At 66.3% G+C, this 24,204-nt stretch carries 22 protein-coding genes; 3 read left to right on the plus strand and 19 right to left on the minus strand.

Annotated features, from left to right (window positions below; translation table 11 throughout):
* Nucleotides 1-26 precede the first annotated feature (26 nt).
* Both eutR and ACKI1H_RS09350 read left to right on the plus strand, forming a co-directional pair.
* Complete coding sequence (eutR, locus tag ACKI1H_RS09345; protein WP_440468227.1) at nt 27-1,085, plus strand: HTH-type transcriptional regulator EutR; 1,059 nt, start codon at nt 27-29, stop codon at nt 1,083-1,085.
* 86 nt (nt 1,086-1,171) lie between these two features.
* Entirely contained in the window at nt 1,172-2,353 is a 1,182-nt protein-coding gene (locus ACKI1H_RS09350) for an acetate/propionate family kinase (protein ID WP_440468228.1), read from the plus strand.
* Nucleotides 2,354-2,371: 18 nt separating this feature from the next.
* Here ACKI1H_RS09350 and dxs read toward each other — a convergent pair whose 3' ends face one another.
* The gene (gene dxs / locus ACKI1H_RS09355) at nt 2,372-4,297 is read right to left on the minus strand and encodes a 1-deoxy-D-xylulose-5-phosphate synthase (protein WP_138520191.1); all 1,926 of its coding nucleotides are present in this window, start codon (nt 4,295-4,297) and stop codon (nt 2,372-2,374) included.
* Nucleotides 4,298-4,541: 244 nt separating this feature from the next.
* A complete protein-coding gene (locus ACKI1H_RS09360; protein WP_440468229.1) occupies nt 4,542-5,963 on the minus strand; it encodes an Ig-like domain-containing protein in 1,422 nt (473 codons plus the stop codon).
* A 400-nt stretch (nt 5,964-6,363) separates the two neighbouring features.
* On the opposite strand from ACKI1H_RS09360, the gene ACKI1H_RS09365 reads away from it, so the two are divergent.
* Nucleotides 6,364-7,368 (plus strand): Ldh family oxidoreductase, encoded by a 1,005-nt coding sequence (locus tag ACKI1H_RS09365; protein WP_440468230.1) that lies wholly within the window; start codon nt 6,364-6,366, stop codon nt 7,366-7,368.
* Nucleotides 7,369-7,560: 192 nt separating this feature from the next.
* Here ACKI1H_RS09365 and ACKI1H_RS09370 read toward each other — a convergent pair whose 3' ends face one another.
* The 17 genes from ACKI1H_RS09370 to ACKI1H_RS09450 form a co-directional block, all read right to left on the minus strand.
* Nucleotides 7,561-9,138, minus strand: coding sequence for an aldehyde dehydrogenase (NADP(+)) (locus ACKI1H_RS09370; RefSeq protein ID WP_440468231.1), 1,578 nt, complete (start codon nt 9,136-9,138; stop codon nt 7,561-7,563).
* A gap of 275 nt (nt 9,139-9,413) precedes the next feature.
* Nucleotides 9,414-10,331: a dihydrodipicolinate synthase family protein gene (locus ACKI1H_RS09375; RefSeq protein ID WP_138520194.1), complete on the minus strand. Its 918-nt coding sequence runs from the start codon at nt 10,329-10,331 to the stop codon at nt 9,414-9,416.
* A 108-nt stretch (nt 10,332-10,439) separates the two neighbouring features.
* Nucleotides 10,440-11,471, minus strand: coding sequence for a trans-3-hydroxy-L-proline dehydratase (locus ACKI1H_RS09380; protein ID WP_138520195.1), 1,032 nt, complete (start codon nt 11,469-11,471; stop codon nt 10,440-10,442).
* A gap of 159 nt (nt 11,472-11,630) precedes the next feature.
* Nucleotides 11,631-12,353: an amino acid ABC transporter ATP-binding protein gene (locus ACKI1H_RS09385; RefSeq protein ID WP_440468232.1), complete on the minus strand. Its 723-nt coding sequence runs from the start codon at nt 12,351-12,353 to the stop codon at nt 11,631-11,633.
* On the minus strand, nt 12,346-12,996 hold the full coding sequence (locus ACKI1H_RS09390) for an amino acid ABC transporter permease (RefSeq protein ID WP_138520197.1): 651 nt from the start codon (nt 12,994-12,996) through the stop codon (nt 12,346-12,348). Before ACKI1H_RS09390 ends, ACKI1H_RS09385 begins: the two co-directional genes overlap by 8 nt.
* Before the next feature lie 11 nt (nt 12,997-13,007).
* Nucleotides 13,008-13,673, minus strand: coding sequence for an amino acid ABC transporter permease (locus ACKI1H_RS09395; protein WP_024764661.1), 666 nt, complete (start codon nt 13,671-13,673; stop codon nt 13,008-13,010).
* On the minus strand, nt 13,673-15,391 hold the full coding sequence (lhpI, locus tag ACKI1H_RS09400) for a cis-3-hydroxy-L-proline dehydratase (protein WP_440468233.1): 1,719 nt from the start codon (nt 15,389-15,391) through the stop codon (nt 13,673-13,675). The genes ACKI1H_RS09395 and lhpI overlap by 1 nt, the downstream gene beginning before the upstream one ends.
* 70 nt (nt 15,392-15,461) lie before the next feature.
* A complete protein-coding gene (locus tag ACKI1H_RS09405) occupies nt 15,462-16,268 on the minus strand; it encodes an ABC transporter substrate-binding protein (protein WP_192211166.1) in 807 nt (268 codons plus the stop codon).
* A 556-nt stretch (nt 16,269-16,824) separates the two neighbouring features.
* On the minus strand, nt 16,825-17,604 hold the full coding sequence (locus ACKI1H_RS09410; RefSeq protein ID WP_236172523.1) for an AraC family transcriptional regulator: 780 nt from the start codon (nt 17,602-17,604) through the stop codon (nt 16,825-16,827).
* A 199-nt stretch (nt 17,605-17,803) separates the two neighbouring features.
* Nucleotides 17,804-19,051, minus strand: coding sequence for an FAD-dependent oxidoreductase (locus tag ACKI1H_RS09415; protein WP_440468234.1), 1,248 nt, complete (start codon nt 19,049-19,051; stop codon nt 17,804-17,806).
* Nucleotides 19,048-19,284 carry a 2Fe-2S iron-sulfur cluster-binding protein gene (locus tag ACKI1H_RS09420; RefSeq protein WP_236172525.1) on the minus strand — a complete coding sequence of 79 codons (237 nt, stop codon included), beginning with the start codon at nt 19,282-19,284 and terminating at the stop codon, nt 19,048-19,050. The genes ACKI1H_RS09415 and ACKI1H_RS09420 overlap by 4 nt, the downstream gene beginning before the upstream one ends.
* Nucleotides 19,277-20,389, minus strand: a complete 1,113-nt coding sequence (locus ACKI1H_RS09425) for an NAD(P)/FAD-dependent oxidoreductase (protein WP_440468235.1) — start codon at nt 20,387-20,389, stop codon at nt 19,277-19,279. Before ACKI1H_RS09425 ends, ACKI1H_RS09420 begins: the two co-directional genes overlap by 8 nt.
* The gene (locus tag ACKI1H_RS09430; RefSeq protein WP_440468236.1) at nt 20,386-21,330 is read right to left on the minus strand and encodes a 4-hydroxyproline epimerase; all 945 of its coding nucleotides are present in this window, start codon (nt 21,328-21,330) and stop codon (nt 20,386-20,388) included. Before ACKI1H_RS09430 ends, ACKI1H_RS09425 begins: the two co-directional genes overlap by 4 nt.
* A 112-nt stretch (nt 21,331-21,442) precedes the next feature.
* Complete coding sequence (locus ACKI1H_RS09435) at nt 21,443-22,117, minus strand: GntR family transcriptional regulator (protein ID WP_138520204.1); 675 nt, start codon at nt 22,115-22,117, stop codon at nt 21,443-21,445.
* A 131-nt stretch (nt 22,118-22,248) separates the two neighbouring features.
* Nucleotides 22,249-23,136 (minus strand): (2E,6E)-farnesyl diphosphate synthase, encoded by an 888-nt coding sequence (gene ispA, locus ACKI1H_RS09440; RefSeq protein WP_440468237.1) that lies wholly within the window; start codon nt 23,134-23,136, stop codon nt 22,249-22,251.
* A complete protein-coding gene (locus tag ACKI1H_RS09445; protein ID WP_024764669.1) occupies nt 23,133-23,378 on the minus strand; it encodes an exodeoxyribonuclease VII small subunit in 246 nt (81 codons plus the stop codon). The genes ispA and ACKI1H_RS09445 overlap by 4 nt, the downstream gene beginning before the upstream one ends.
* A 128-nt stretch (nt 23,379-23,506) precedes the next feature.
* On the minus strand, nt 23,507-24,136 hold the full coding sequence (locus ACKI1H_RS09450) for an START domain-containing protein (RefSeq protein ID WP_138520206.1): 630 nt from the start codon (nt 24,134-24,136) through the stop codon (nt 23,507-23,509).
* Between the last annotated feature and the right edge of the window lie 68 nt (nt 24,137-24,204).

The raw sequence follows: 24,204 nt of genomic DNA on the forward strand, positions 1-24,204 counted from the left end.
CCCCGTCGGGGTGTGGCAAGGCAAGCATGAGCAGTAAAAAGCGCGAGATCGACCTGCATCACTTGTGGCAGGAGCAAGGAACGGGGGGCCCGGCCCAGGAGCCACTGGGGCGTAGCGAGTGTGTTCGCCTGCGTCGTACGGAGGACGTCTATGCCCATGCCTGTCACATCACCGCCTGGCAGCAGCTTTACGACCAGTTGAGGCCGGGGGCATTCCAGGGGGAGTTGGACGAGGTCTGGCTGAAGGGGCTGCAGTTCTTCCGTGAACGCACCAGCCACGCCCTGCACCAGTCCTGCATGGTTTGGCCGGGCGCCTTCTGGTTTGGCATTCCTTTCGCGACACAGGCCCAGGGCTACATTGGTCGTCGGCAGATCGACACCGAGTCCATTGCGGTAAGGCCCGGTGGTCGGGAGTTCGAGCTGAGCACCCCGGACGACTACGGCATCCTCGGCCTGGTAGTCGACAGAGGGTTGTTGCAGGAACAACTGGAATTCCAGGGGCAGGCGCAGACGTTGTGCCTGCTGGAAGAACACACCGTGCTGCACCTGGATGCCGCCCACAAGCAACGCTTGTGCATGTACATCGACGAGGCCCTGGAGGTCGCCGCCAAGGCCCCGGCAAGCATGGGTACACCGGCGGTCGGCAAGCAACTGAGCCATGAGTTGCTGCTGGTCCTGCTGGCAGCGTTGCAGGGAGCCCAGACAGTCGATCTGGACTGCTCCGTGACTTCACTGCGCAAGCGGCAGATCGTCTCGCGGGCGCGCGAGTACGTGCTCGACAATCCCAGTGATCACGTGACGGTGCTGGATCTCTGCCAGCGCCTGCACGTCAGCCAGCGCACGCTGCAGAACTGCTTCCTCGAGGTGATCGGCAGAAGCCCGATGAACTACCTCAAGGCCGTGCGCCTGAATGCCGTGCACCGAGAGTTGGGCAGCCCCTATTCAACGTTCAACACCGTCCAGGATGCCGCCATGGCCTGGGGCTTCTGGCACATGGGCCAGTTTTCACGCGACTACCTGACGCATTTTGGCGCCCGGCCTTCGCACACCCTCGCCGAGCGCGCGCGGCTCAATACGGCCTGGTAGCCGCCAGCCTTCCCGTCAATCACTCCATCGTTCCGTTCGTGCCTGCAGCGCAGGCGCGACGGGCACTTTTTACCCAGGAATCAACGATGTCCCAGAGAAACGTCCTTGTCATCAATTGTGGAAGCTCCTCCATCAAGTTCGCCCTGATCGGGGAGGGCCGCAGCCACTTTCTGCTGTCCGGGATTGCCGAGCGGCTGGGCTCGGCAGAGGCGCTGTTGCGGGTGCGTGACCGCGAAAGTGAAGACTGCCTGCCGATTCCCCACGCCGGTTATGCACAAGCCCTCGCCCGGCTATTGCCGCTGGCACGCCTGGCTGCAGGAGGTGAGCTATATGGCGTGGGGCATCGCGTGGTGCATGGTGGCGAGCACTTCACCCAGGCGTGCCGAATCGACCCCCAGGTAGTGGATACCATCCGCGCCACCATTGGCCTCGCCCCGTTGCATAATCCGGGGGCTCTGGCGGGTATCGAGGCGGTTCTGCAGCTGTTTCCCTCGATGCCGCAGGTGGCGGTATTCGACACGGCATTCCATCAGACGTTGCCCGAGCACGCTTACCGCTATGCATTGCCGGATGAGCTGTACCGCGAGCACGGCGTGCGACGCTACGGTTTTCATGGCACCAGCCACCGCTGCGTCAGCCAGCGTGCCGCCGCGCTCTGCGACCTGCCCATCGACGACAGCTGCTGGCTCTCGGCACACCTGGGCAATGGCAGTTCGACCTGCGCCATCGTCGACGGTCGCAGCCGTGACACCAGCATGGGCATGACACCGCTGGAGGGATTGGCGATGGGGACTCGCAGCGGAGACGTCGACCCCAACCTGCACATTCATCTGATGCGTACCTTGGGCTGGTCGATCGAACGAATCGATCGCCTGCTCAACCAGGAAAGTGGCCTTCTGGGGATGTCCGGGTTGTCCAACGATATGCGTACGCTGGAGCAGGCTCGAGCCGAAGGGCACCCGGGAGCGACCCTGGCCATCGAGGTGTTCTGCTATCGGCTGGCGAAGTCGCTGGCAGCGATGAGCTGTGCGCTGCCTCGTATCGACGGCCTGATCTTCACCGGTGGGATCGGTGAGAACTCGGCGCTGATCCGTAGCCTGACCGTGGGGCATCTGCGGGTTCTGGGTTTTGCTCTGGACGAGAGCGCCAACCAGACTCGGGGCAACCAGGGGCGAGCGATTCAGGCGGTTGGCAGTCCGCGGGTATTGGTCGTACCGACTGCCGAGGAAAAGATGATCGCTGTGGATACCCTGACGCTCCTCGGCTGAGGAGCGTCAGGCTGACTCTCAGCGCTGCTGGCTGGCGCTGAGGTTCAGCAGGTTCAGGCGTTGTTCGACGGCGCGCTGAATGCCATCCGCGTCAAGACCGCACTCCGCAAGCATCTGCGCCGGCTTGGCGTGCTCGACGTAGTAGTCCGGCAGGCCCAGGTGCAGGATCGGCTGCTGGAGGTTCTCGCGGGCGAGGAATTCGCTGACGGCGGCGCCAGCGCCACCCATCACCGAGTTCTCCTCGACGGTCACCAGCAATTCGTGGCTGGCGGCCAGCTGGCGCACCAGTTCCTCATCCAGCGGCTTGACGAAGCGCATGTCGGCAACCGTGGCGTCGAACTGCTCGGCCACTTTCAGCGCTTCGGCCAGTTGCACGCCGAAGACCAGGAAGGCGACCTTGCCGGCCTTGCCTTCACGGCGCACCACGCCCTTGCCGATCTCCACCGGAGCCAGTTCGGCCTCGATGGTGGCGTTCGGGCCGGTGCCGCGCGGGTAACGCACCGCCGCCGGGCCCTCGAAGTGATGGCCGGTGGTGAGCAGCTTGCGCAGTTCGTTCTCGTCGCTGGGAGTCATCACCAGCATGCCGGGGATGCAGCGCAGGTAGGAGAGGTCGAAGCTGCCGGCGTGGGTCGGACCGTCTTCGCCGACCAGACCGGCGCGGTCGATGGCGAACAGCACGTCGAGGTTCTGCACCGCGACGTCGTGGATCAGCTGGTCGTAGCCGCGTTGCAGGAAGGTGGAGTAGATCGCCACCACGGGCTTGGCGCCGTCGCAGGCCATGCCGGCCGCCAGGGTCACGGCGTGCTGCTCGGCGATGGCGACGTCGAAGTAGCGGTCCGGGAACCGGTCGGCGAAGGCCACCAGGTCGGAGCCTTCCTTCATCGCCGGGGTGATGCCGACCAGGCGCGGGTCCTGGGCAGCCATGTCGCACAGCCACTGGCCGAACACGCTGGAGTACTTCGGCCCGCCAGCCTTCTTCGGCACGGCGTGGGCGGGAGCGCCTTCGGGTTCGAGCTTGGTGATGGCGTGGTAGCCGATCGGGTCGATCTCGGCCGGCCCGAAGCCCTTGCCCTTCTTGGTCACCACGTGGAGGAACTGCGGGCCCTTGAGGTCACGCATGTTGCGCAGGGTGGCGATCAGGGTCGGCAGGTCGTGGCCGTCGATGGGGCCGATGTAGTTCCAGCCCAGTTCTTCGAAGAGCGTGCCGGGGACCAGCATGCCCTTGGCGTATTCCTCGGTGCGGCGGGCGATCTCCCAGGCGCCGGGCAGGCGCGAGAGCACCTTCTTGCTGCCTTCGCGCATGCTGCTGTAGGTGCGGCTGGAGAGGATCTTGGCCAGGTAGTTGGACAGGCCGCCGACGTTGTTGGAGATCGACATGTCGTTGTCGTTGAGGATCACCAGCATGTCGGCCTTCACTTCCGACGCGTGGTTGAGCGCCTCGAAGGCCATGCCGGCGGTCAGCGCGCCGTCACCGATCACCGCCACCGACTTGCGGTTGGAACCTTGCATCCGAGCGGCGATGGCCATGCCGAGGGCGGCACTGATGGAGGTGCTGGAGTGACCGACGCCGAAGGTGTCGTACTCGCTTTCCGAACGACGCGGGAAGGCGGCCAGGCCGTCCTTCTGGCGCAGGCTGCCCATGCGCTCGCGGCGACCGGTGAGGATCTTGTGCGGGTAGGCCTGGTGGCCGACGTCCCACACCAGCCGGTCGTCCGGGGTGTCGAAGACGTAGTGCAGGGCGACCGTCAATTCGATGACGCCCAGGCCTGCGCCGAAGTGGCCGCCGGTCTGGCCGACGCTGTACAGGAGGTACTGGCGCAGTTCGTCAGCGAGGGTCAGCAGCTCCGCTTCCCCGAGCCGGCGCAGTTCGACCGGCGTGCTGGCGCGGTCGAGCAAGGGCGTGGCAGGGCGCTCGCGGGGAATCTCGTGGAACGTCGTGGGCATCAGGCTGATCGTTATGAGAGGCAAAGATGCGGAAGTTTACCCGAAGCTCCGGATTGGCCCAAGCAACGTAGGGCCAATCCTTTGGACGACCGGATGGTCGGGAATTGGTCCATCGATGATGGCGGGTACGCGGCATCTTACGGGGGCGGCGAAAGTTCGGCGGCGGCCAGGCGAAATAGCTGAGCAAGGGAGGCAAGTTGTCGCAGCGGGCCTCCCGGTGGAGACCCGCTGCTTGACGCTGGGGTCAGATCACGACGTGCTGGGCAAGCTCGTCGAAGTATGCCGGGCGGAAGTCTGCGGGGGCATAGTGCTGTTCCTGTGCGCCGGTATGGGTTGACGCGTTGGCGAACGGCAATACCGATTCACTCGTTTCCAACATGCTGGTCCACAACGGCAGGGCGGTCTTGCCAGTTGCCGGGCTTTCGTTGATCGGGAGGTTGAACGTTGCCATGTCGAGCTCCCAGCCCTGCGGGCCAATCAGTTGCTCGGTGCCATCGCTGGTCGGTAACGGCCCCTTATCGATAACCAGATGGAATGCCTCTCCGTCAGCGGGACCATGCCCGATATGGAAGTTGTAGGTCCCCTCGCCCAGCGCGTGAACGGGGGTGAACTGCCAGGTGCCGTCCTGCTGCACCAGTGCGGTACCCAGGATCATGGTGACGTTCGAGGTTGGGTGGCCATTGGCGTCGACGGCAATAGCGCTGACGTTGAGCAGGTCGCCGGGGGTACCGGTGCCATGGAAGGTCGGGCGGGTGTCGTCGGTGGTGGCGCCATTGGCCAGCTCACCGGTCACGGGGCTGACATGGTCGATGGCGCCGGTGATGGTGGCCGTTACCGGCAGAGGATGCGGCTCTGGCTGGGGTTCCGGCTGCGGCTCTACCGGCTGCCAGTTGCCGGAGGACTTGTCGATGTCCAGGCGCAAGGCAGTCCCTGTGGTGCCCTGGCCGGCGTAGAAGTCATAGGTGCCTTCGCCCAGCGCGTGAACGGGGGTGAATTGCCAGGTGCCGTCCGGCTGGACCAGTGCGTTGCCCAGGAGGATGACTACGTTCGAACCGGCTTTTCCGTCTGCGCCGATGGCGACGGCACTTATATTGATCAGTTCGCCTGGGTTGCCGGTACCGTGGAAGGTCGGACGGGTATCGTCGGTGCTGGCGCCATTGTGCAGTTCGCCGGTGACCGGGCCCACGTGGTCGGTCGCGCCGATGAGAACAGTTTCATGGTGTACCGGCTCGGTGGCTGGCACATCGCTAATATTCAGACGGAAGTTGCTCGACTGGCCCTGACTGGAGCTGGCCTGGAAGTCATACAGGGCGCTCTGCGGGACCTGCGGAACACTGAACTGCCAGGTGCCGTCTGCCTGCACCACTGCCTCGCCCAGGGGATAACCGGTGAGCATGAGGCCGGTGCTGTCCACGGCGGTGGCCCACAGGTGAAGGGTCTCGCCGGGGGTGCCCGTGCCGAAGAGCAGCGGAGTGGTAACACTGGTTGTCTGGCCGTTGCTCAAATCCCCTTGGGTGCCATCGTGTGCGCCGAGGATGACGGTCGGCTCGGCTTGAGCCACCGGCGGCTGCCAGGTGGTGTAGGCGGATGCGGAGTAGGCGTCGTTGCCGTACAGAGGGCTGGAAGAGAAGGCTCTTTGATAAAGAGAACTCGAGGTAGTGCTCATGGAGGTGTTCCATACAGGGAAAGTGAGTCGGCGAACGACCGGGGATAGCCGTAGTCTTTCGCGCGCCGGGATGGTAGGAGGAGTCCGCAGGGGGGGAGTGCTGCGACCGACAGCGGACAGAGAGATGGGGGGAACTGAGAGGTGGTTAGTGTTTGTATTTCGTCATTGATCAATAGGAGGCGAAGAGCTCAATCGGATGTTTTCCGAAGTCCTGCGGAGTTAATGGCGATTACGTGACTGTGCTTCGGATAGGCTGTTACTCCGTGGGGTTCGGCCCAATGGCTGTGCTGAATTCGTCGTATCCGGAAGGGAATCCATTCAAGCGTCGACCCGGTTGAGCGGTCACTGTGAGGGATGTCCGGGTGGCCTGCGCTGCCCTTCGCCACAAAGGAATTGAATCGTGGTCCGATTGAGCCTGGCTGAACTGCGCGAATTGTCCGAAGCGATCCTGCGTCGCCACGGTTTCAGCGAACCCCATGTACTGGGGGTGACCGAGACGGTGCTGGCCGGTGAGCGCGACGGCTGCACTTCCCATGGCGTGTGGCGGCTGTTGGGTTGCATCCATACGGCGCGTGCCGGAAAGGTTTCGCTGGATGCCGTGCCGCACCTGTCGGAGCCTGCCCCGGCGCTGGTGCGGGTAGACGCCAAGGGTGGCTTCTCGCAGTGCGCCTTTGACCTCGGGCTGCCGAAACTGGTGGAGAAGGCGCGGAGCCAGGGCATTGCTGCAATGGCGGTCAACCATTGCGTGCACTTTTCGGCGCTGTGGGTGGAGATTGAACGGATCGTCGCCCAGGGTCTGGTGGCGCTGGCGGTGACTCCGGCCCAGGCCTACGTGGCACCGGCAGGCGGGACGCGGCCTTTGTTCGGTACCAACCCCATCGCTTTCGGCTGGCCGCGTGCCGGGCAGAATCCCTACGTCTTCGACTTCGCCACCACCGTCGTGGCGCGCGGGGAAATCCAGCTGCACGAGCGCGAGGGCAAGTCCATCCCGCTAGGCTGGGGTATCGATGCAGAAGGTCAGCCCAGTACGGATGCGAGCGCCGTGCTCGACGGCGCCATGCTGACCTTCGGTGGGCACAAGGGCTCGGCACTGGCGACCATGGTCGAGTTGATCGCCGGCCCGCTGATTGGCGACCTGACCAGTGCCGAGTCCACGGTCTTCGACGCCGGGACGAAGTCTTCGCCGTATCATGGTGAACTGCTGATCGCCATCGACCCGGCGCGCTTCCTCGGTGCGGATGCTGCGCAGCACCTGGCGCGGGCGGAAACCCTGTTCGAATCCATCGTCGACATGGGCGCGCGCCTGCCGTCTCAGCGGCGTTTCGCGGCGCGCGAACGCAGCTTGAAAGAGGGCGTGGAGATCAGCGATTCGCTGTATGCCGATCTGCGCAAGCTGCTGGAGTAGGCAGGACGTAGAGCTAATAACCTGGAACAGGTTATCCGCCGCTGGCTTCGTAGCGGATAGCGCTGGCGCGTTATGCGACCTGCGAAAAGCCATGCCTCGCGGCGTTTCGCGAATAAAAAAGCCCCGGCGCAAGGCCGGGGCTGAGCATCGGCGCGGGACTGGCCGACAGTTCACTCCCGCGCCGACGAACCTTCAGCGAGTCACCGCGTTGCGTGTCGTCTCGCCATCCACCAGCCGCGCGATACCCAGTGGGTTGGCGTCCTTCAGCGCCTCGGGCAGCAGCGCATCCGGGTAGTTCTGGTAGCACACCGGGCGCAGGAAACGGTCGATGGCCAGGCCGCCGACGGACGTGCCGCGCGCGTCGGAGGTCGCCGGATAGGGGCCGCCGTGAACCATGGCGTCGCAGACTTCCACGCCGGTGGGGTAGCCGTTGATCAGCAGGCGTCCGGCCTTGCGTTCCAGTACTGGCACCAAGGCGGCGAAGCGTGAGAGATCGTCCGGTTCGGCGATCAGCGTGGCGGTGAGCTGGCCGTGCAGGCCGTCCAGCGCGCGGCGCAGTTCGGCTTCATCGGCCACTTCGACGACGAGGGTGGTGGGGCCGAAGACTTCCTCCTGCAACAGCTCTTCGCCCTCCAGCAGCAGCTCGGCCTTGGCCTGGAACAGTTGCGGGAATGCCTGCCGGCCTTCCTGCGGATGCCCGGCGAGGTGGCGCAGGCCGGGATGGGTCAGCAGGCGGGAGACGCCCTTTTCATAACTGTTCAGCGTGCCGGCGTTGAGCATGGTCTGCGCCGGGCGCTGGCCGATCTCGGCGATCAGGTTGGCGACGAACAGGCTGAACGCGGGCGAGGCGATGCCGATCACCAGGCCGGGATTGGTACAGAACTGGCCGCAGCCCATGACCACCGAATCCACCAGTTCGCGGGCGATCTTTTCGCCGCGTGCTTCCAGGGCGGCGGGCAGGACCAGCACCGGGTTGATGCTGCTCATTTCGGCAAACACCGGGATCGGCTGCGGGCGCGCGGCGGCCAGATCGCAGAGCGCGCGGCCGCCCTTGAGCGAGCCGGTGAAGCCGACCGCCTGGATCGCCGGGTGCTTCACCAGCGGTTCGCCGACGCCGGCGCCATAGATCATGTTGAACACGCCGGCCGGCATGCCGGTGGATTCGGCGGCGCGGATGATGGCCTCGCCGACCCATTCCGCCGTGGCCATGTGGCCGCTGTGGGCTTTCACCACCACCGGGCAACCGGCAGCGAGGGCGGCGGCGGTGTCGCCACCGGCGGTGGAGAAGGCCAGCGGGAAGTTGCTGGCGCCGAACACGGCCACCGGGCCGACGCCGGTGCGATATTGGCGCAGGTCCGGGCGTGGCAGCGGCTGGCGATCCGGCAGGGCGCGGTCGATGCGCGCGCCGAGGAAGTCGCCGCGGCGCAACACCCTGGCGAACAGGCGCATCTGGTTCGCGGTGCGGCCCCGTTCGCCCTGGATACGTGCGGCGGGCAGCGCGGTCTCGCGGCAGACGGTGGCGATGAAGTCGTCGCCGAGGGCTTCGAGCTCCGTGGCGATGGCGTCGAGGAACTGTGCGCGGCGTTCCGGCGACAAGGCGTTGTAGGTCGGGAAGGCCGCTTCGGCGGCGCGGGCGGCGGCGTCGACTTCGGCTTCGGTGGCCTGGAGGAAGTCACGGGGCAGGGCTTCGCCGGTGCTGGCGTCGAGGCTCTGCAGGCGGACATTGCCGGCGCCGACGCGCTGGCCGGCGATGAAGTTCTGGGCGGTCATGGGCGGGCTCTCTGGTGCTGGATTTCGGTACGGCGAAGAGCCCCTCTCCCCAGCCCTCTCCCTGAAGGGAGAGGGCGTGTCCGAGTGGCTCGAGCTGTCGAGTACTCCTGAAGGAAAGGTGTCAGGAGGACTGCGTTCTGCCCCCTCACGCCGAACCAGTCCCCTCTCCCTTCGGAGCGGGGCGCGCAGCTAGGGTTAGGGAGAGGGCATCGAACGCGCGGGTGAACCTTGGAGTTTCGGTTCGCGCCGACTGCCCCTCTTTCCGGAAGTCGCGATTACAGCCCGACATCCGGCAGCTTCGGCCGGTTCGCCAGCGCCTTGGCCATGATGGTCTCCACGTGCTTGCGGTCGGCTCCTTGCAGCGCCAGGCGCGGCGGGCGGGTGAGGGCGGTGCCGCGGCCGGCGATCTCCTCACACAGCTTGATGCACTGCACCAGGTCCGGACGGGCGTCGAGGTGGAGGATCGGCATCAGCCATTCGTAGATCGGCATGGCCTCTTCATAACGGCCGGCCTTGCACAGGCGGAAGATGGTTTCGCCTTCCTGCGGGAAGACGTTGGACATGCCGGAAATCCAGCCCTCGGCACCCACTGCGATGCTTTCCAGCACGACGTCGTCGAGGCCGGCGAAGAGGATGAAGCGGTTGCCCACTTCATTGCGTACGTCGATGAAGCGGCGGGTGTCGCCGGAGCTGTCCTTGAAGCAGACGATGTTCTCGCAGTCGGCCAGGGAGATGAGGATGTCCGGGGTGACGTCGTTCTTGTAGATCGGCGGGTTGTTGTAGACCATCACCGGCAGGTCGGTGCTGGTGGCCACGCTGCGGAAGTGCGCGGCGGTCTCGTGCGGCTTGGAGGAGTAGACCAGCGCGGGCATCACCATGATGCCGTCGACGCCGACCTTCTGCACCGCCTTGGCCACTTGCGAGGCGCCATGGCTGGTGAACTCGGCGATGCCGCAGATCACCGGCACGCGGCCACCGGAGGCGTCCTTGGCAACCTCGGTGACGGCCATCTTCTCCTCGATGGACAGCGAGGTGTTCTCGCCCACGCTACCGCAGACCACCAGGCCCGACACGCCGTCGCGCACCAGGTTGGAGATCACCTGGTGGGTGGCTTCCAGGTTGACCGAGAAATCGTCGTTGAACTGGGTGGTGACCGCGGGGAACACGCCGCTCCAATTGACCTTCTTGCTCATGTTTCTCTCCAATTGTCGTATTTCGTATACGAAAGTTCCGGGAGGCTTCCCTGAAAATTCGTCGTAGGGTGCCGCTACGCGGCGAATCAGGGGTGAATTTGGGAAGCGTCAGTAACCGTTCGGCCAGGTGTCCGACAGCCGATAGCCTTCGGGCCAGGGGTCGGATGGGTCGAGCAGGTGCTGGTGGGTGCCGGTGATCCAGGCGCGGCCGGAAATGCACGGGTGGATCGCCGGTTTGCCGCCGACGCTGGTGAGGCCGTCGATGCGACAGTGGAACTTGGAATCGATGATCGAATGGCCGACGAAGCGCTCGCCGTCCTTCAGCTGGCCCTTTGCATGCAGCACTGCCATGCGCGCCGAGCAGCCGGTGCCGCAGGGCGAACGATCGATCTTGCCGGGGCGGATGACCACGGCGTTGCGGCCGTGCAGCACGCCGTCGATGCGTTCCACCGGAGCGGTCAGCTGGCAGAAGGAGATGTGCGCCCAGTCGTGGTTTTCCGGGTGCTTGAAGCCCAGTTGCTGGTTCGCCGCCTGGGTGATCTTCAGGCCGGTGGCGACCAGGTCGGCGGCTTCCGAGGCATGCAGGGTGAAACCCAAGGCATGGGCGTCGGCGAGCACGAAACTGTCGCCGCCGTAAGCGGTATCCACCTGCAGTGAACCGAGGCCTTCCACTTCGATCCAGGCGTCGAGCTGGTCGGCGAAGGAGGGCAGGTTGCGCACTTCCACACGCTGCACCTTGCCGTCCTTGCAGTCGGCCACGGCTTCGATCAGGCCGCCTGGCGCTTCCAGGGTCAGGCGCGTCTGCGGTTCCTGCATCGGCAGGATGCCGCTGTCGAGCAGCACAGTGCTGACGCACAGCGAGTTGGAGCCGGACATCGGCGGCACGTCGGCCGGTTCCATGATGATCCAGGCCATCTGCGCGCGCGGGTCCTTCGGCGGTACCAGCAGGTTCACATGGCGGAACACACCGCCGCGCGGCTCGTTGAGGACGAAGTTGCGCAGCACGTTGTCGCTGGCGATGAAGCGCGACTGTGCCCACACGGTGTCGCCGGGCGGCGGGGCGACGCCGCCGACGATGACATCGCCGACCTCGCCTTCGGCGTGGCAACTGACCACGTGGATGATCTTGCTCGAACGCATGTCTGTCTCCTGGTTCTGTAGCAGCCCATTTCCCTCTCCCCAGCCCTCTCCCTGAAGGGAGAGGGAGCCATCTGTGCCGGCTGACACAGAGGCATCAACCTGCTTCGATCCAGTCCCCTCGCCCTTCAGGGAGAGGGTCAGGGAGAGGGGCTCTTGTCTCTAGTTCACCGATCTCAAAAATTCTGCCGTCTCCGCCCGCTGCGGGTTGACGATCACCTGGTCCGGCGTGCCGATCTCGTGCACCAGCCCGTCGCGGAAGAACGCCACGCGGTCGGACACGTCACGGGCGAAGCGGATCTCGTGGGTCACCAGGACCATGGTCATGCCCTCTTCGGCGAGCAGGCGCATGGTGTCGAGCACTTCGCCCACCAGCTGCGGGTCGAGCGCCGAGGTGGCTTCGTCGAACAGCATGTAGTCGGGCGACATGGCCAGCGCGCGGGCAATCGCCATGCGCTGCTGCTGTCCGCCGGAGAGCTTCTGCGGGAACACCTTGAGCTTGTCGCCCAGGCCCACGTGCTTGAGCTGCTTCACCGCCATGGCCTCGGCTTCTTCCTTGGTCAGGCCAAGCACCTTGCGCGGGGCGAGCATGACGTTCTCCAGCACGGTGAGGTGCGGGAAGGCGTTCCACTGCTGGAAGACGATGCCGATCTTCTGCCGCAGCTTGTTCAGGTCGGTGGTCTTGGCGTGGACCTCGATGCCGTCGACGCGGATCTTGCCGCGCTGGATCGGTTCCAGGCCGTTGATGCACATCAGCAGGGTGGACTTGCCCGAGCCCGAGCCGCCGATGATCGAGACCACTTCGCCCTTCTTCACGGTCAGGCTCACGCCCTTGACCACTTCCAGATCGCCGTAGGCTTTGTGCACGTTGTCGATTTCAATCATTTTCCTGCCACCTTTGTTCCAGTCGGGCACCGAGGCGCGCCACGACCCAACTCATGAGGTAATAGATGACCCCGGCGATGCACAGCACCAGCAGGGGTTCCTGGATGCGCGTGACGATGGTCTGCGAGGCGCGGAGCAGTTCGACGATGCCGATCCACATGACCAGCGCGGTGTCCTTCATCACCCCCAGCACCAGGTTCAGCCAGCCGGGGAAGGCCACCCGCGCCGCCAGCGGCAGCACGATGTAGCGCAGGTCCTGCCAGTAGGTCAGGCCCAGCGAGCGGCTGGCGCGGCGGATGTTCGGGCCGACGGCGAGGATGCCGCTGCGGATGATCTCGGTGCAGAACGCTGCCGCGTAGACGCCCAGTACCAGGCAGCCGACGGTGAAGGCGCTCCAGTTCAGGCCGACGATGCTTTTCAGCGAGTTGAACAGCACGAACTGGATCAGCAGCGGCACGCTTCTGAAGATGTCGAGGAACCAGCCGACCGGCATCGTGGCGCGCGGCAGGGTGGCGCGCAGCCAGCCCAGCACGATGCCGGCGAGGGTGCCGATGAGCATGGCGCCGACGGTCAGCTTGACGGTGACCCAGGCCCCTTGCAGCAGGAACATCAGGTCGCCTGCGGTGAAGCTCGTGGAAAACATGCGTGCTTCTCCTAGTAGCGGAACAGTCGCCAGCTCAGCAGGCGGGCGACCACCACGATGACCTTGGCGATGAGGTAATAGAGCACCGCCGCCAGGGCGAAGTACTCGAAGGTGCGGAAGGTGCGCACGTTGAAGTCCTGGGTCACGCCGGTGAGGTCGTTGTTCAGGCCCACCACCACGCCCAGCGAGGTCATCAGCACCGCCCAGACCATCTGGTTCGTCAGGGGGTAATAGACGATGCGCAGCAGCTGCGGAACGATGATCATCCGGTACGCCTGAAAGGCGCTCATGCCCAGTGACCGCGCGGCGCGCATCTGGGTGTCCGGCACGGCCTTGAGGCCGCCGCGGAAGTTCTCCGCGAGGTAGCCGGCGTTGTTGAAGGTGATCCCCGCCAGCAGCGCCACCCAGGAGCTGACGTGCAGGCCGAAGGAACCCAGGCCGAAGTACAGGATGTAGATCTGGAACAGCGACGGGGTGTTGCGCGCAATCGACACCCAGGTGTCGGCGAAGCCCTTGAGCAGCGGGTTCTTCATCTGCCGCATGACGGTCAACAGCAGCGCGATGAGTACGCCGAGGATCATCGACAGCGCGGCCGTCTCCAGGGTCACCCAGGCGCCGCCGAGCATGTCCGGCAGGGCCTTGAACGCCGAGCGCCAGTGGAAGCTGTAGTTGAACATCAGCGTACCCCCTCGCTCAGCCAGCGCGGTACGCCACCGTCACCCCGTCCGCTGCAGGCTGCTTCGACGCAGGCGGCGAGGCTGCCGAAATGCACCTGGCGCCCGGCCAGGCCCGGACCGTAGTGGGCGTACTTCGCCGAGTTGGTCATCAGCGTGGTGCACTGCGGCGGGATCACCGGCTCGCCGATCATGCACCAGCAGGTGTCGTTGAGCAGTTGCGCGCCGAAGTCTTCCAGCACCTTCACGTCGCCGGCGGCGCGGGCCTTTTCCTGCACGGCGCGGCCGAGGGCGATGACCAGCGCGACGTCCGGATGCTTGCGGCGCCCGGCCAGCAGTTTCGCCAGGTCGGCGCATTCGCTGGCGGAGAAATGCGGGTTGCCCAGCGACACCAGTTGCACGCCGGGTTCGCTGGCGTGGTCCAGCTCGCGCCAGGAGGCGATGAGGTCCGCCGGGGTGACGCGCAGGTGTTGCTGCGGTGCCTTGCCGCCCAGGGCGGTGCTGGTGTCCGGCGCTTCCGGCGTGACCCCGGCAATGTGGAACATCGGCGCGGCGGAGGTGGTGGCGAAGGCCGCGCCGAAGGCTTTCAGCGCATCGCTGTCCGGCGCCAGCGGCTGCAGGCCGTCGACCACCGGGATGCGCGAGCCGCACAGCTCGCCGATGTGGTAGCCGAGCAGCGGGAAGATCGACTCGTCGTGCCCGGCCGGCAGCTCGACATCGATCCGCAGCGTCGCCAGCCGGCCTTCGTCGCGGTGGCTGCCGACGTTCGGTGCGCGGCCGGTGAGGGCGATGCAGATGTCCAGATAGTCCGGGTATTTCAGGGTGCGCGCGCCGAGTACGCTGTTGGCGTACACCACGGCGTTGGACTCGGCCCAGACCACCTGTTCGCCGAGGCTCGGCTTGCTGTCCAGCAGGTAGGGCGCGCAGGTGTAGCTCATCTGCGCACCCATCTCCATGTAGGCATCGCCCAGGGCGGCGGCGGGTTCGCCGAAAGCCTTGTCGACGCCCAACTCACGCCAGCGGCGGTGGTCTACGGAGATGGAGTTGAGGGTGGTCGGCACCTTCACCTTGCCGCCCCAGTCCGCCAGCTGGCGGGCGAAGCGCAGGCTTGCGGGGCCGGTATAGATGCAGCCGTCGATGTGCGCCTGGGCGACATCGAGCAAATCCTGCGCACCTTGCAGCGCAGCCATGCGCAGGACGATCTGCATGGCGGCCTGGGCAGCCTTGCCGTGCTTGCCGTCGAGCAGCTCATGGTCGCCCGCATTCAGCGCCAGGCCTTCCGGCAGTGGGCCGGCGTCGCTGGCCATCACGCCCTGCCAGCCGTCGGCAGGGCGCTGGGCCGTGAGTGTCACGGTATCGCCTTCGATGCGGGCCCAGCCGCCCGCAGACAACTGCTCGAAACCCTCGCGTCCTACGCACAGCACCGGGATGGAGCGGCCGAACAGCGCCTGCGCCACCAGCACGCCGAGGGTGAGGATTTCATCCGGCTCGGCCAGCAGCAGCGCTGCCGGCGCGTGGCCGTTGAGCAGTATCTCCAGCATCACGCTGCTGCCGGTGCAGGAGCCGCGTCCGCTGGGAATCGCCAGCACCCGTCCGGGCAGGAAGCTGCCGGAGAGCGGATGGTGGCGGTCGATGACCTCGCCGCTGAAGGGCTCGACGCCACCCCAGAAGCTCAGCCCGGTGTCGGCATGGAGCAGCGCCCCTTCGGCGCTACCCCCCATCAGGACCCGCCCGGTAAGGCGTGAGTCCTGCACCCTTGAAGCCTGCATCGAAGACATGTCGCACCCGCTGTCAGTAGTACACGTGGGGAACGGTGAGATCGACCGGGGCGCCGCCGACCCACTTCTCGTACAGCTCGGCGTAACGGCCGGTGCGGACCTGCTGGTTGACGAAGAGGTTGAGGTAATGGATCAGGCCGTACTCGTTGCGCGCGGCGGCCAGCGAGACGTAGTCGATCACGTAGGGCGCGTTACCCACGACCTTCAGGCCCTTGTACTTGCCGGACTTGAGGGTGGAAGCGGCGACGGTGTTGGTGACCACGGTGGCGTCGATGTGGCCCTGGGCGACGGCGAGGATGGTGTCGTTCTGGCTCTGGTAGGCGCGGAAGCTGCCCTTGCCGCCCCATTTCTTCACGTCCTTCTCCAGCGCGATGGCTTCATAGGTACCGCTGGTGTTGCCCACCGGACGGTCCTTGATGTCCTCGTACTTGGTGATGCCAGTGTCCTCGCGGGTCAGCACCACCATCTGGAAGGCGAAGTAGGGGATGGTCATGGCGACCGTCTTGGCGCGCTCCAGGGTGTCGGAGGTGGAGGCGACGATTACGTCGGCGCGGCCGGAGACCAGCGCGGGAATACGATCCGGGAAGGGCGTCTCGACGACTTCGGCGGTAACACCGAGCACTTTCGCCAGGTCGTTGCAGTAATCCACGTCGAAACCGACCGGGTTGTTCTGCGCATCGCGCGAGCCCATGGGCGGGAAGTCCAGGGTCACGGCGCAGCGCAGCTTGCCGGATTCGATGATGTCGTCGAGCTTGTCGGCCTGGGCCTGGCCGACGAGGAACACAGCGGTGAGGGCTAGCGCAATTCGGGAGAATTTCATGGGGGCCTCTCTGAGTCAGTGTTGTGCAGCGATTTTTGTATTATGGATTTCGTATACGATATTTTCATGAGCAAGGCATGTGCCAGAAATGGCCCGGGCATGACCAATCGGTCGCGAGCCCCGCTGTTGTGGGGATGGGGACTACAGGGCGTTCCGAATTGCCTGTAGCCATGTTCCGAACGCTGTTACCAAATGAAGCAGGAACGCGTTTCGCTGCCCCGAATGGGAGCACTTGGCGGGGATGGTGGAGACCCGTAGGGCGCAAAAAGCGGCACGCTTTATCCGTCGGTTACGTATTCGTGCCTCGGCTAATGGCGGAAAACGCCGTGTGTGGCTGATTTCCCCTGAAAGCCTGTGCCTGGGATTTCCCTCTCCCCCGCCCTGGCTGCGCGTCCCGCTCCGAAGGGAGAGGGAGCTGCCCGTGCCGACTGACACCGAGGCATCAACCTGCTCCGATCTAGTCCCCTCTCCCTTCAGGGAGAGGGTTAGGGAGAGGGGATCTGGCAGGAGAGGCGGATGTGCCCGGCTCATGCCAGCGTTCGCGTGCAGGGGCTTGTCAGTTGGGCGCGGATTGCGACTCGCGGTACTGCGTCGGTGACAGCCCGGTGAGCGCGCGGAACTGCCGGCTGAAGGCGCTGTGGTCGGTGTAGCCGCAGCGCAGGGCGATCTCGGTGATCGGCAGGTCTTCACCGAGCAGGCGGGTGGCCGCGCCCAGGCGCGCCTTGTGGATCATCTGCCGTGGGGTGAGCTGGAAGATGCGCTTGCAGTGGCGTTCCAGCTGGGCGACGGACAATCCGGCCAGCTCGGTCAGTTCGGCGAGATTGATCGGCTTGTCGAAGTGCTCGCGGATGTAGGCATCCACCGTCGCCAGGCGCTGGTACGCCGGATGCGTGGACTGTGCCGCCTGCAGGTCGCTGGAAATGCCCGCCATGCCGATGACGTTACCTTCCGCATCACGCAATGCCAGCTTGTGGGTCAGGCACCAGCCCGGCTGGCGGCCTGGGTAGAGGTGCAGCTCCAATTGGTCGCTGAGCTGCCCGCCGGTCTCCAGCACGCGGCGGTCCTGCTCGGTGTAGATCGGCCCGAAGCGCGAGGGGAAGACCTCCTCGGCCGTGCGTCCGAGCAACTCGCAGGCATCCTTCACGCCGCAGCGCCGCGCCAGGGTCTGGTTGACCAATACGTAGCGCGCCGCGGTGTCCTTGATGAAGAACACCACGCCGGGCATGGCATCGAGCAGCGGGGAAATCTGCGCGAGGGTCTGCAGCAGGCTGTCCAGGTCGCGGGCGCCCTGGGGGATCAGGTCGTGCATCGGGAAGCGGGTCGGCTGTCGGAACATGGCGGAAGGTACGGTGCAAAGTGGCGAGGTGGCGGGGCGCTGTCAACTCGTAGGGCGCGCAATGCCTCTGGCGAATCAGTCAGCGGGCCAATGGTGGCGGATAAAGCGTGCCGCTTTATGCGCCCTACGGGGCGATGTGTGAGGCAGACGCAGGGCGGATAACGCCTCAAGCGTTATCCGCCATCCGTGGCCTGTGTCTTCAGTCTTCGGCGAGCTGCAGCAGGGTTTCCACCCGCGCCGGACTGTAGGGCGGTCGCGGCGTTGGCGGTTGCCAGCCGAACAATTGCTTGGCCGCCGCGCCACAAACGCGGCCCTGGCAGGCACCCATGCCGCAGCGGCTGGCGAGCTTGGCGGCAGTCCAGTCCGGTTTGCCGGCCAGCGCCGAGTAGGGCACGTCTTCGCAGCGGCAGACCAGGGTGTCCGGTTGCGCCAGCTGGTTCAGGCGCGGGTCGAGGGCGAAGTCGCGCTTCAGTGCGACGGCGAAGCCCTGCCAGCGCTGGCGCTGCGACCAGAGTTCGCGGGCGCGGTCGTGTTCCCCCACGGCGGCGTGGCCGGCGATGCGACCCTCCACCAGCGCTTTCTCCGAGCCGCCGAAACCGGTGCATTCGCCCGCGGCGTAGATACCGTCGCGGCTGCTTGCCTGCCAGGCGTCGACGCGGATCGCACCGTCGTCCAGCGTGCAACCCAGTGCCTGGCCGAGCTGCACGTTGGGAATCAGACCGAAGCCGCAAGCCAGCCGGTCGCAGGCGATTTCCTTCAGTTTGCCACCCTGGTTGATTCGTACGCCTTCCAGGTGATCGGTCCCCAGCGCGGCAACTACATGGCTGTCGGCACGGTAGGCCGGGTCGTACAGGCCGAACGACTGCAGCAGCTTGTTCGGCCAGCGTGGCAACTTCAGGGCGAAACGCGCGAGCGCCGGCCAGGATGCCTGCTCGGCAATGCGCAGGATCGTTGCGCCGTTGGCTCGGGCAGTGGCGGCGCTCGCGAGCAGGAGTGGGCCGCTGCCGGCGATCACCACGCGCTGCCCATCCACCGGCATGCCGCCTTTGACCAGCGCCTGCAGCCCGCCTGCACCGGTGACGCCGGGCAGCGTCCAGCCGGGAAAAGGCAGCAACAGCTCGCGGGCACCGGTGCAGAGAATCAGTTTGCGGTAGTCCAGCCGCCAGCCGCGTTCGAAGTCTTCCAGCAACAGACCGCGCTCGCCGGCCAAGGCCACCACGCGCGTGCCGTTGTGAATCTGGACGTTGGCGCAGGCTTCGACACGTTCGCGCAGCTTGATGGCAGCGCGGGGCAGGTGGGCATTGGGGCCATCGCGCCAGATCTGCCCGCCAGGCAGCGGGTTGTCGTCGAGGATGACGATGCTCGCGCCGCTGGAGGCGGCGGCGAGAGCGGCGGACAGGCCCGCCGGCCCGGCGCCGATGATGACGATATCGGCCGTTTCGCTCATGGACGCGTCTCCACCTGCATGCCGTCGCGGCACAGGGTCTGGCAGGCCAGGCGGCGCTGGCCGTCGATGGTCACCCGGCATTCCTGGCAGACACCCATGCCGCACAGCGGTGCGCGGCGCTGGCCGCTGACCGAGGTGCGCGAGGTGCCGTCGCCACCCAGGGCGAGCGCGGCGGCGACCGTGGTGCCAGCGGCGACGCGCAGCGGAAGGCCATCGAGGATCAGCTCAGGCATGGGCGGTGGCTCCGAGGAAGCGGCGTGGGGAATAGGGTTCGGCCGGCAGCGGCAGTGGCTCGTCGCACAGCTGCGCGGCGAGCAGGTCGGCGGTGCCGGGCGCCGTGGTCACCCCCAGGCCTTCGTGGCCGACTGCGAGCCACAGGCCGGGGCGCTGCGGGTGTTCCCCCACCAGCGGCATGCCGTCCGGACTGGCCGCGCGGAAGCCCGCCCAGCTGCGGATGACGTTGAGGTTGGCCAGGCCGGGCATGTAGTCCACGGCGCGGCGCAGCATCTTCGCCAGCATCCAGCCTTCCACCTGCGGGTCGGTGGTGCCGAACTGCCGCGAGGCGCCAATGAACAGCTGCCCGGTCGGGCGTGGCTGGATGTTGCAGGCCACCGAGGGGCCGCTGGCGTTGTGCGCGCTGGTCACGTAGCCGAGCTCGACCAGGGTGCGGCGCACCTTGCCGGGGTAACGGTCGGTGATCAGCAGGTGACCCTTCTTCGGTTCGATGGGCAGGTCGGCGCAGAGCTGCGTGGCCTGGATGCCGTTGGCCAGGACGATAGCCTTGGCGCTCAGCCACTGGCCGTCGTCGAGGCGCACGCGGGGTTCATCGATTTCCACCACTTTCGCCTGACGCTGGCGGATCGGTTTCGGTGCCGATTCCAGCAGCCAGGCGGCGGCGCGCGGCGCGTAGAGAATGCCATCACCGGTGATCTCCAGCCCGCCGTGCAGGTCGCTGCGCAGCTCGGGTTCTTCGCGATGCAGCTCGGCGCTGTTCAGCAGCCTGGCGGCCACACCGTGGGCACGCAGCACCGCGAACTTGCGCTCGGCCTCGGCCATTTCTTCGTCGTTGGCCGCCAGCCACATCGTGCCGTTGCTGCGGTAAGCACACTCGGCGGGCATGTCGCGCCCCCACTCGCGCCAACGCTTCAACGAGTAGTCGCTCAGCGCCAGTTCGGCGGCGTTGTCGTCGAGCACCAGCAGGTGGCCCATGCCGACGGCAGTGGCGCCGGGCAGGCGCGCATCCAGCACCAGCACGTCCAGCCCTCGTCGGGCGAGGGCATTGGCGCAGGCGGCGCCGACGATGCCGGCGCCGATGACGATGATGTCGGCATCGCTCACGGGCGGATGCCCCAGGCGAAGGGATCGTCCTCTTCCAGCAGCAGGGTGGCTTCGGCGCTGATGTTGGCACGGCCACGAATGGTCGGGATGATGCGCCCTTCGGCCGGCTCGCCGATCCACTCGAAGCGGCCCTCGAACTGGCTGCCGATCACGCTGGCCTGGCGCCAGCTGTCGCCGGCGGCGAGCTTGCCGTCGGCGGCCAGGCACGCCAGCTTGGCGCTGGTGCCGGTGCCGCAGGGCGAACGGTCGTAGGCCTTGCCGGGGCAGAGCACGTAGTTGCGGCTGTCTGCGTCGGGATCGTCGGCGAACAGTTCGATGTGGTCGATCAGTCCGCCGTCCTCGCCACGGATGCCCTGGTCCTCCAGCGCCTTCTGCACGGCGACGGTATAGGCGGTCAGCTCGTCCAGGTTGTCACCAGCGACGCGCAGGCCGTGATCGGAAATCAGGAAGAACCAGTTGCCGCCCCAGGCGATGTCGCCGTGCACCCGGCCATGGCCGGGCACGTCGACAGGCACCTGTTTGCGGTAGCGATAGGAGGGGACGTTGCGCACGCTCACCGAGCGGTCGTCGTGCAGGGTTGCTTCGACGGTGCCCACCGGCGTCTCGATCTTGTGCGTTCCCGGGCCGATGCGGCCCAGGTGCGCCAGCGAGACCACCAGGCCGATGGTGCCGTGGCCGCACATGCCCAGGTAGCCGGTGTTGTTGAAGAAGATCACGCCGGCACAGGCGCTCGGGTCCACCGGCTCGCAGAGCAGCGCGCCGACCAGCACGTCGCTGCCGCGTGGCTCCAGCACGGTCGCGGCGCGCCAGCTGTCGTGCTGCTCGGCCAGCAGCGCGCGGCGATCGGCCATGCTGCCCCTGCCCAGATCGGGAAAGCCATCGAGCACCAGGCGCGTGGGTTCGCCGCCGGTGTGGGAATCGAGAACCTGGATGCGTTTCATGCTGCCCCCTGGGGTGTCTTGTTGTTGACCCTAGGGTGGCGCGGGGCGGGGATTGGAGCTTGAGGGTTTTCCGCCGGGCCGATGATGAAATCGGCACAGCGGATGGTTTTGCTCAGCTCGGCGTGGGCCGGTTCGGCAGGTGCTCGTAGAGCGTGCGGCAGACGCCGTTGATGTGTTCCTCCAGCAGGCGCGCGGCACGGTCGGCATCGCCGGCGCGGCAGGCGTCGAGGATGTCGTGGTGCTCGTGGTCGGCGCGTTCCTTGCCGTCGGACATGCTCATCTGCAGGCGCAGGTAGCGTTCTACCTTGTCGTGGATCGAGCGGATCAGCCCGACCAGGTACGGCCGCTGCGCCGGTTCGTAGAGGCAGGCGTGCAGTTCCCAGTTCAGCTCAGCCCAGCGGCCGATGTCGTCCTCGCCGACGAACTCGGCACAGATGCTCTCGGCGCGGGCGAAGGTCGCGTCGCTCATGTTCGGGATCGCCAGGCGCAGCGCCTGGACTTCCAGGACCACGCGCACCTCGAACATCTGCGCCAGCTCAGGCTCGGAAATCTTCGTCACCAGCGCGCCCTTGTTGCGCTGGAACTCCACCAGGCCCTCGGCCTCCAGGCGCTTGAGCGCCTCGCGCACCGGGATCTTGCTGACGTTGAAGATCTGCGCGATGTCGTCCTGGCGGATCGGCTCGTGTTCCGCCATCTGGCCGGAAATGATCGCCTCGCGCAGGTGCTTGGCGATGGTCTCCGAGGCGGAGGGGACGATACCCAGGTTGGGGGCGTTGCGTAGCGGCACGATGCAGTCCGGTCAGGTGGCTAGTGTCGGATATGGTATACGAAATCCCTGTTGTGCAGTGAAGCACCGGCCAGCGCTCATCGCAATGGGTGATTCACGGGATTTGCACACGCAATGCGCGTGCCGGGGGATCAGTTGCGGCGTTCGACGATGTAGCGGGCGAGGGCGCGCAGCGGCTCGGCGTTGTCGCCGAAACCTTCCAGCGCAGCCAGTGCCTGGTCGCGCAGCGCCAGGGCATAGGCCTTGGCGGCGTCGAGGCCGAGCAGGGCGGGGTAGGTCGGCTTGTCGTGGGCCTGGTCCTTGCCCTGGGTCTTGCCCAGGGTGGCGGTGTCGCTTTCCACGTCGAGGATGTCGTCCTGCACCTGGAACGCCAGGCCCACGGCCTCGGCATAACGGCGCAGCGCTTCCAGCGCATCGGCGTTGGCGCGACCGCTGGCCAGGGCACCCAGCTGAACGCTGGCTTCGATCAGCGCGCCGGTCTTGTGTCGGTGCATGGTTTCCAGCGCGGCCTGGTCGATCTTGCGGCCCACGGATTCCAGATCGATCGCCTGCCCGCCGACCATCCCGGCAGAACCGGCGGCACGGGTGAGGATCATCAGCATGTCCAGACGGGTCTGGGCATCCTGCGGATTGAGTTGTGCGTTACCGATCACCTCGAATGCCAGCGCCTGCAGGCCGTCACCGGCGAGAATCGCGCAGGCTTCGTCGTAGGCGATGTGGGTGGTCGGCTGGCCGCGACGCAGATCGTCGTCGTCCATGGCGGGCAGGTCGTCGTGCACCAGGGAATAGGCGTGGATCAGCTCCACCGCGCAGGCTGCGCCATCGGCACGCTCCACTTCACCACCGAGGGCTTCGCAGGCCGCGTAGGCCAGCAGCGGGCGCACGCGCTTGCCACCGTTGACCACGCTGTAGCGCATGGCGGCGTAGATACGGGTGAGTTCTTCACGGGGGGCGACGAAGAGTTTTTCCAGCGCAGCATCGACACGCGCCTGGCAGCGCGCCTGGTAGGCCGAGATCATGCGTCTTCGCCTTCCGGGTCGAAGGGCGCTTCGCTCAGCTCGCCGTCGCGTTCCAGCAGGATCTGCACCTTCTGCTCCGCCTGGGTCAGCGCCGCCTGGCAGTCACGGGTCAGGCGGATGCCCTGCTCGAAGGCACCCAGCGAGTCCTCCAGCGACAGCTCGCCGCTTTCCAGACGCTCCACCAGCGTTTGCAGCTCGGCGAGGGACTGTTCGAAGTCGAGGGAAGCTTTCTTGCGGGCCATGCGGACATCTCGGCGGGGGTATTCGGAAACCTCGCGACACTAGCAGAGACGGGCTTTGCGGGCAAATCTTCGGTCATCTGACGGGTGTCCGGGCAAGCGCCGCAGTCGGCGCCTTCCGGCCGGTTGCCCTAGTAGCCGCCGTCGCGGACGCCCTGGTGCTCCGCCACCACTTTCAGCATGCGCAGCGACTCGAAGGGAGCGTCCACCACGAACTGGTTCGCCAGCCAGGACGGTACGCTGCCACCCGGCTCGCCGCGCATCTCGTAGGTGACTTCGGTGAGCCTCGGGCCCTTGGGGACCATCTGCCAGGTGCCGGAGACGCTGGGTACGCGGATGCGATCCTTGACCGGTGGGACGTAGTCCGGAGCGGCCTGCAGGTGGCGGATCATGCCGCCGTCGGGAGTTTCCTCGGTGCTCACCTTCAGCACCAGGTCGCGCGGGGCGGCGGGCCAGGGGAGTTTGGTATCGAGGTAGACCCAGATGGCTTCGTCGCTGTACTTGAGCAGGCGCATCTGCGCGCAGGCATAGAGCCAGGCGCAGGAGACGCGCAGATTCTCCTGCAGGTGGCCGAGGGTGGCGACATCCGCCTTCACCAGGGTGACACCCCGGAAGCTCTTGTAGCGTGAGCCGGGGACTTCGCTGAGGTAGACGCGCACGCCGTCCTCGTCCTTGGCGAGCTTCCAGTCCGCCGCTTGCGCGTGGGCAAGCGCAGGCGTTGTAAGCACCAAGGCGAGCAGGAGGAGCGACGAGCATTTCATGGCGACGGTCCGGCGGAGGAATAGTCCGATCTTATGCCTGGCCCGTGACAGCGGCGCATTGGCCGGCG

Origin of the sequence: Pseudomonas sp. YH-1 (assembly GCF_051990045.1) — a bacterium.
In the GTDB taxonomy this organism is placed as follows: domain Bacteria; phylum Pseudomonadota; class Gammaproteobacteria; order Pseudomonadales; family Pseudomonadaceae; genus Pseudomonas; species Pseudomonas nicosulfuronedens.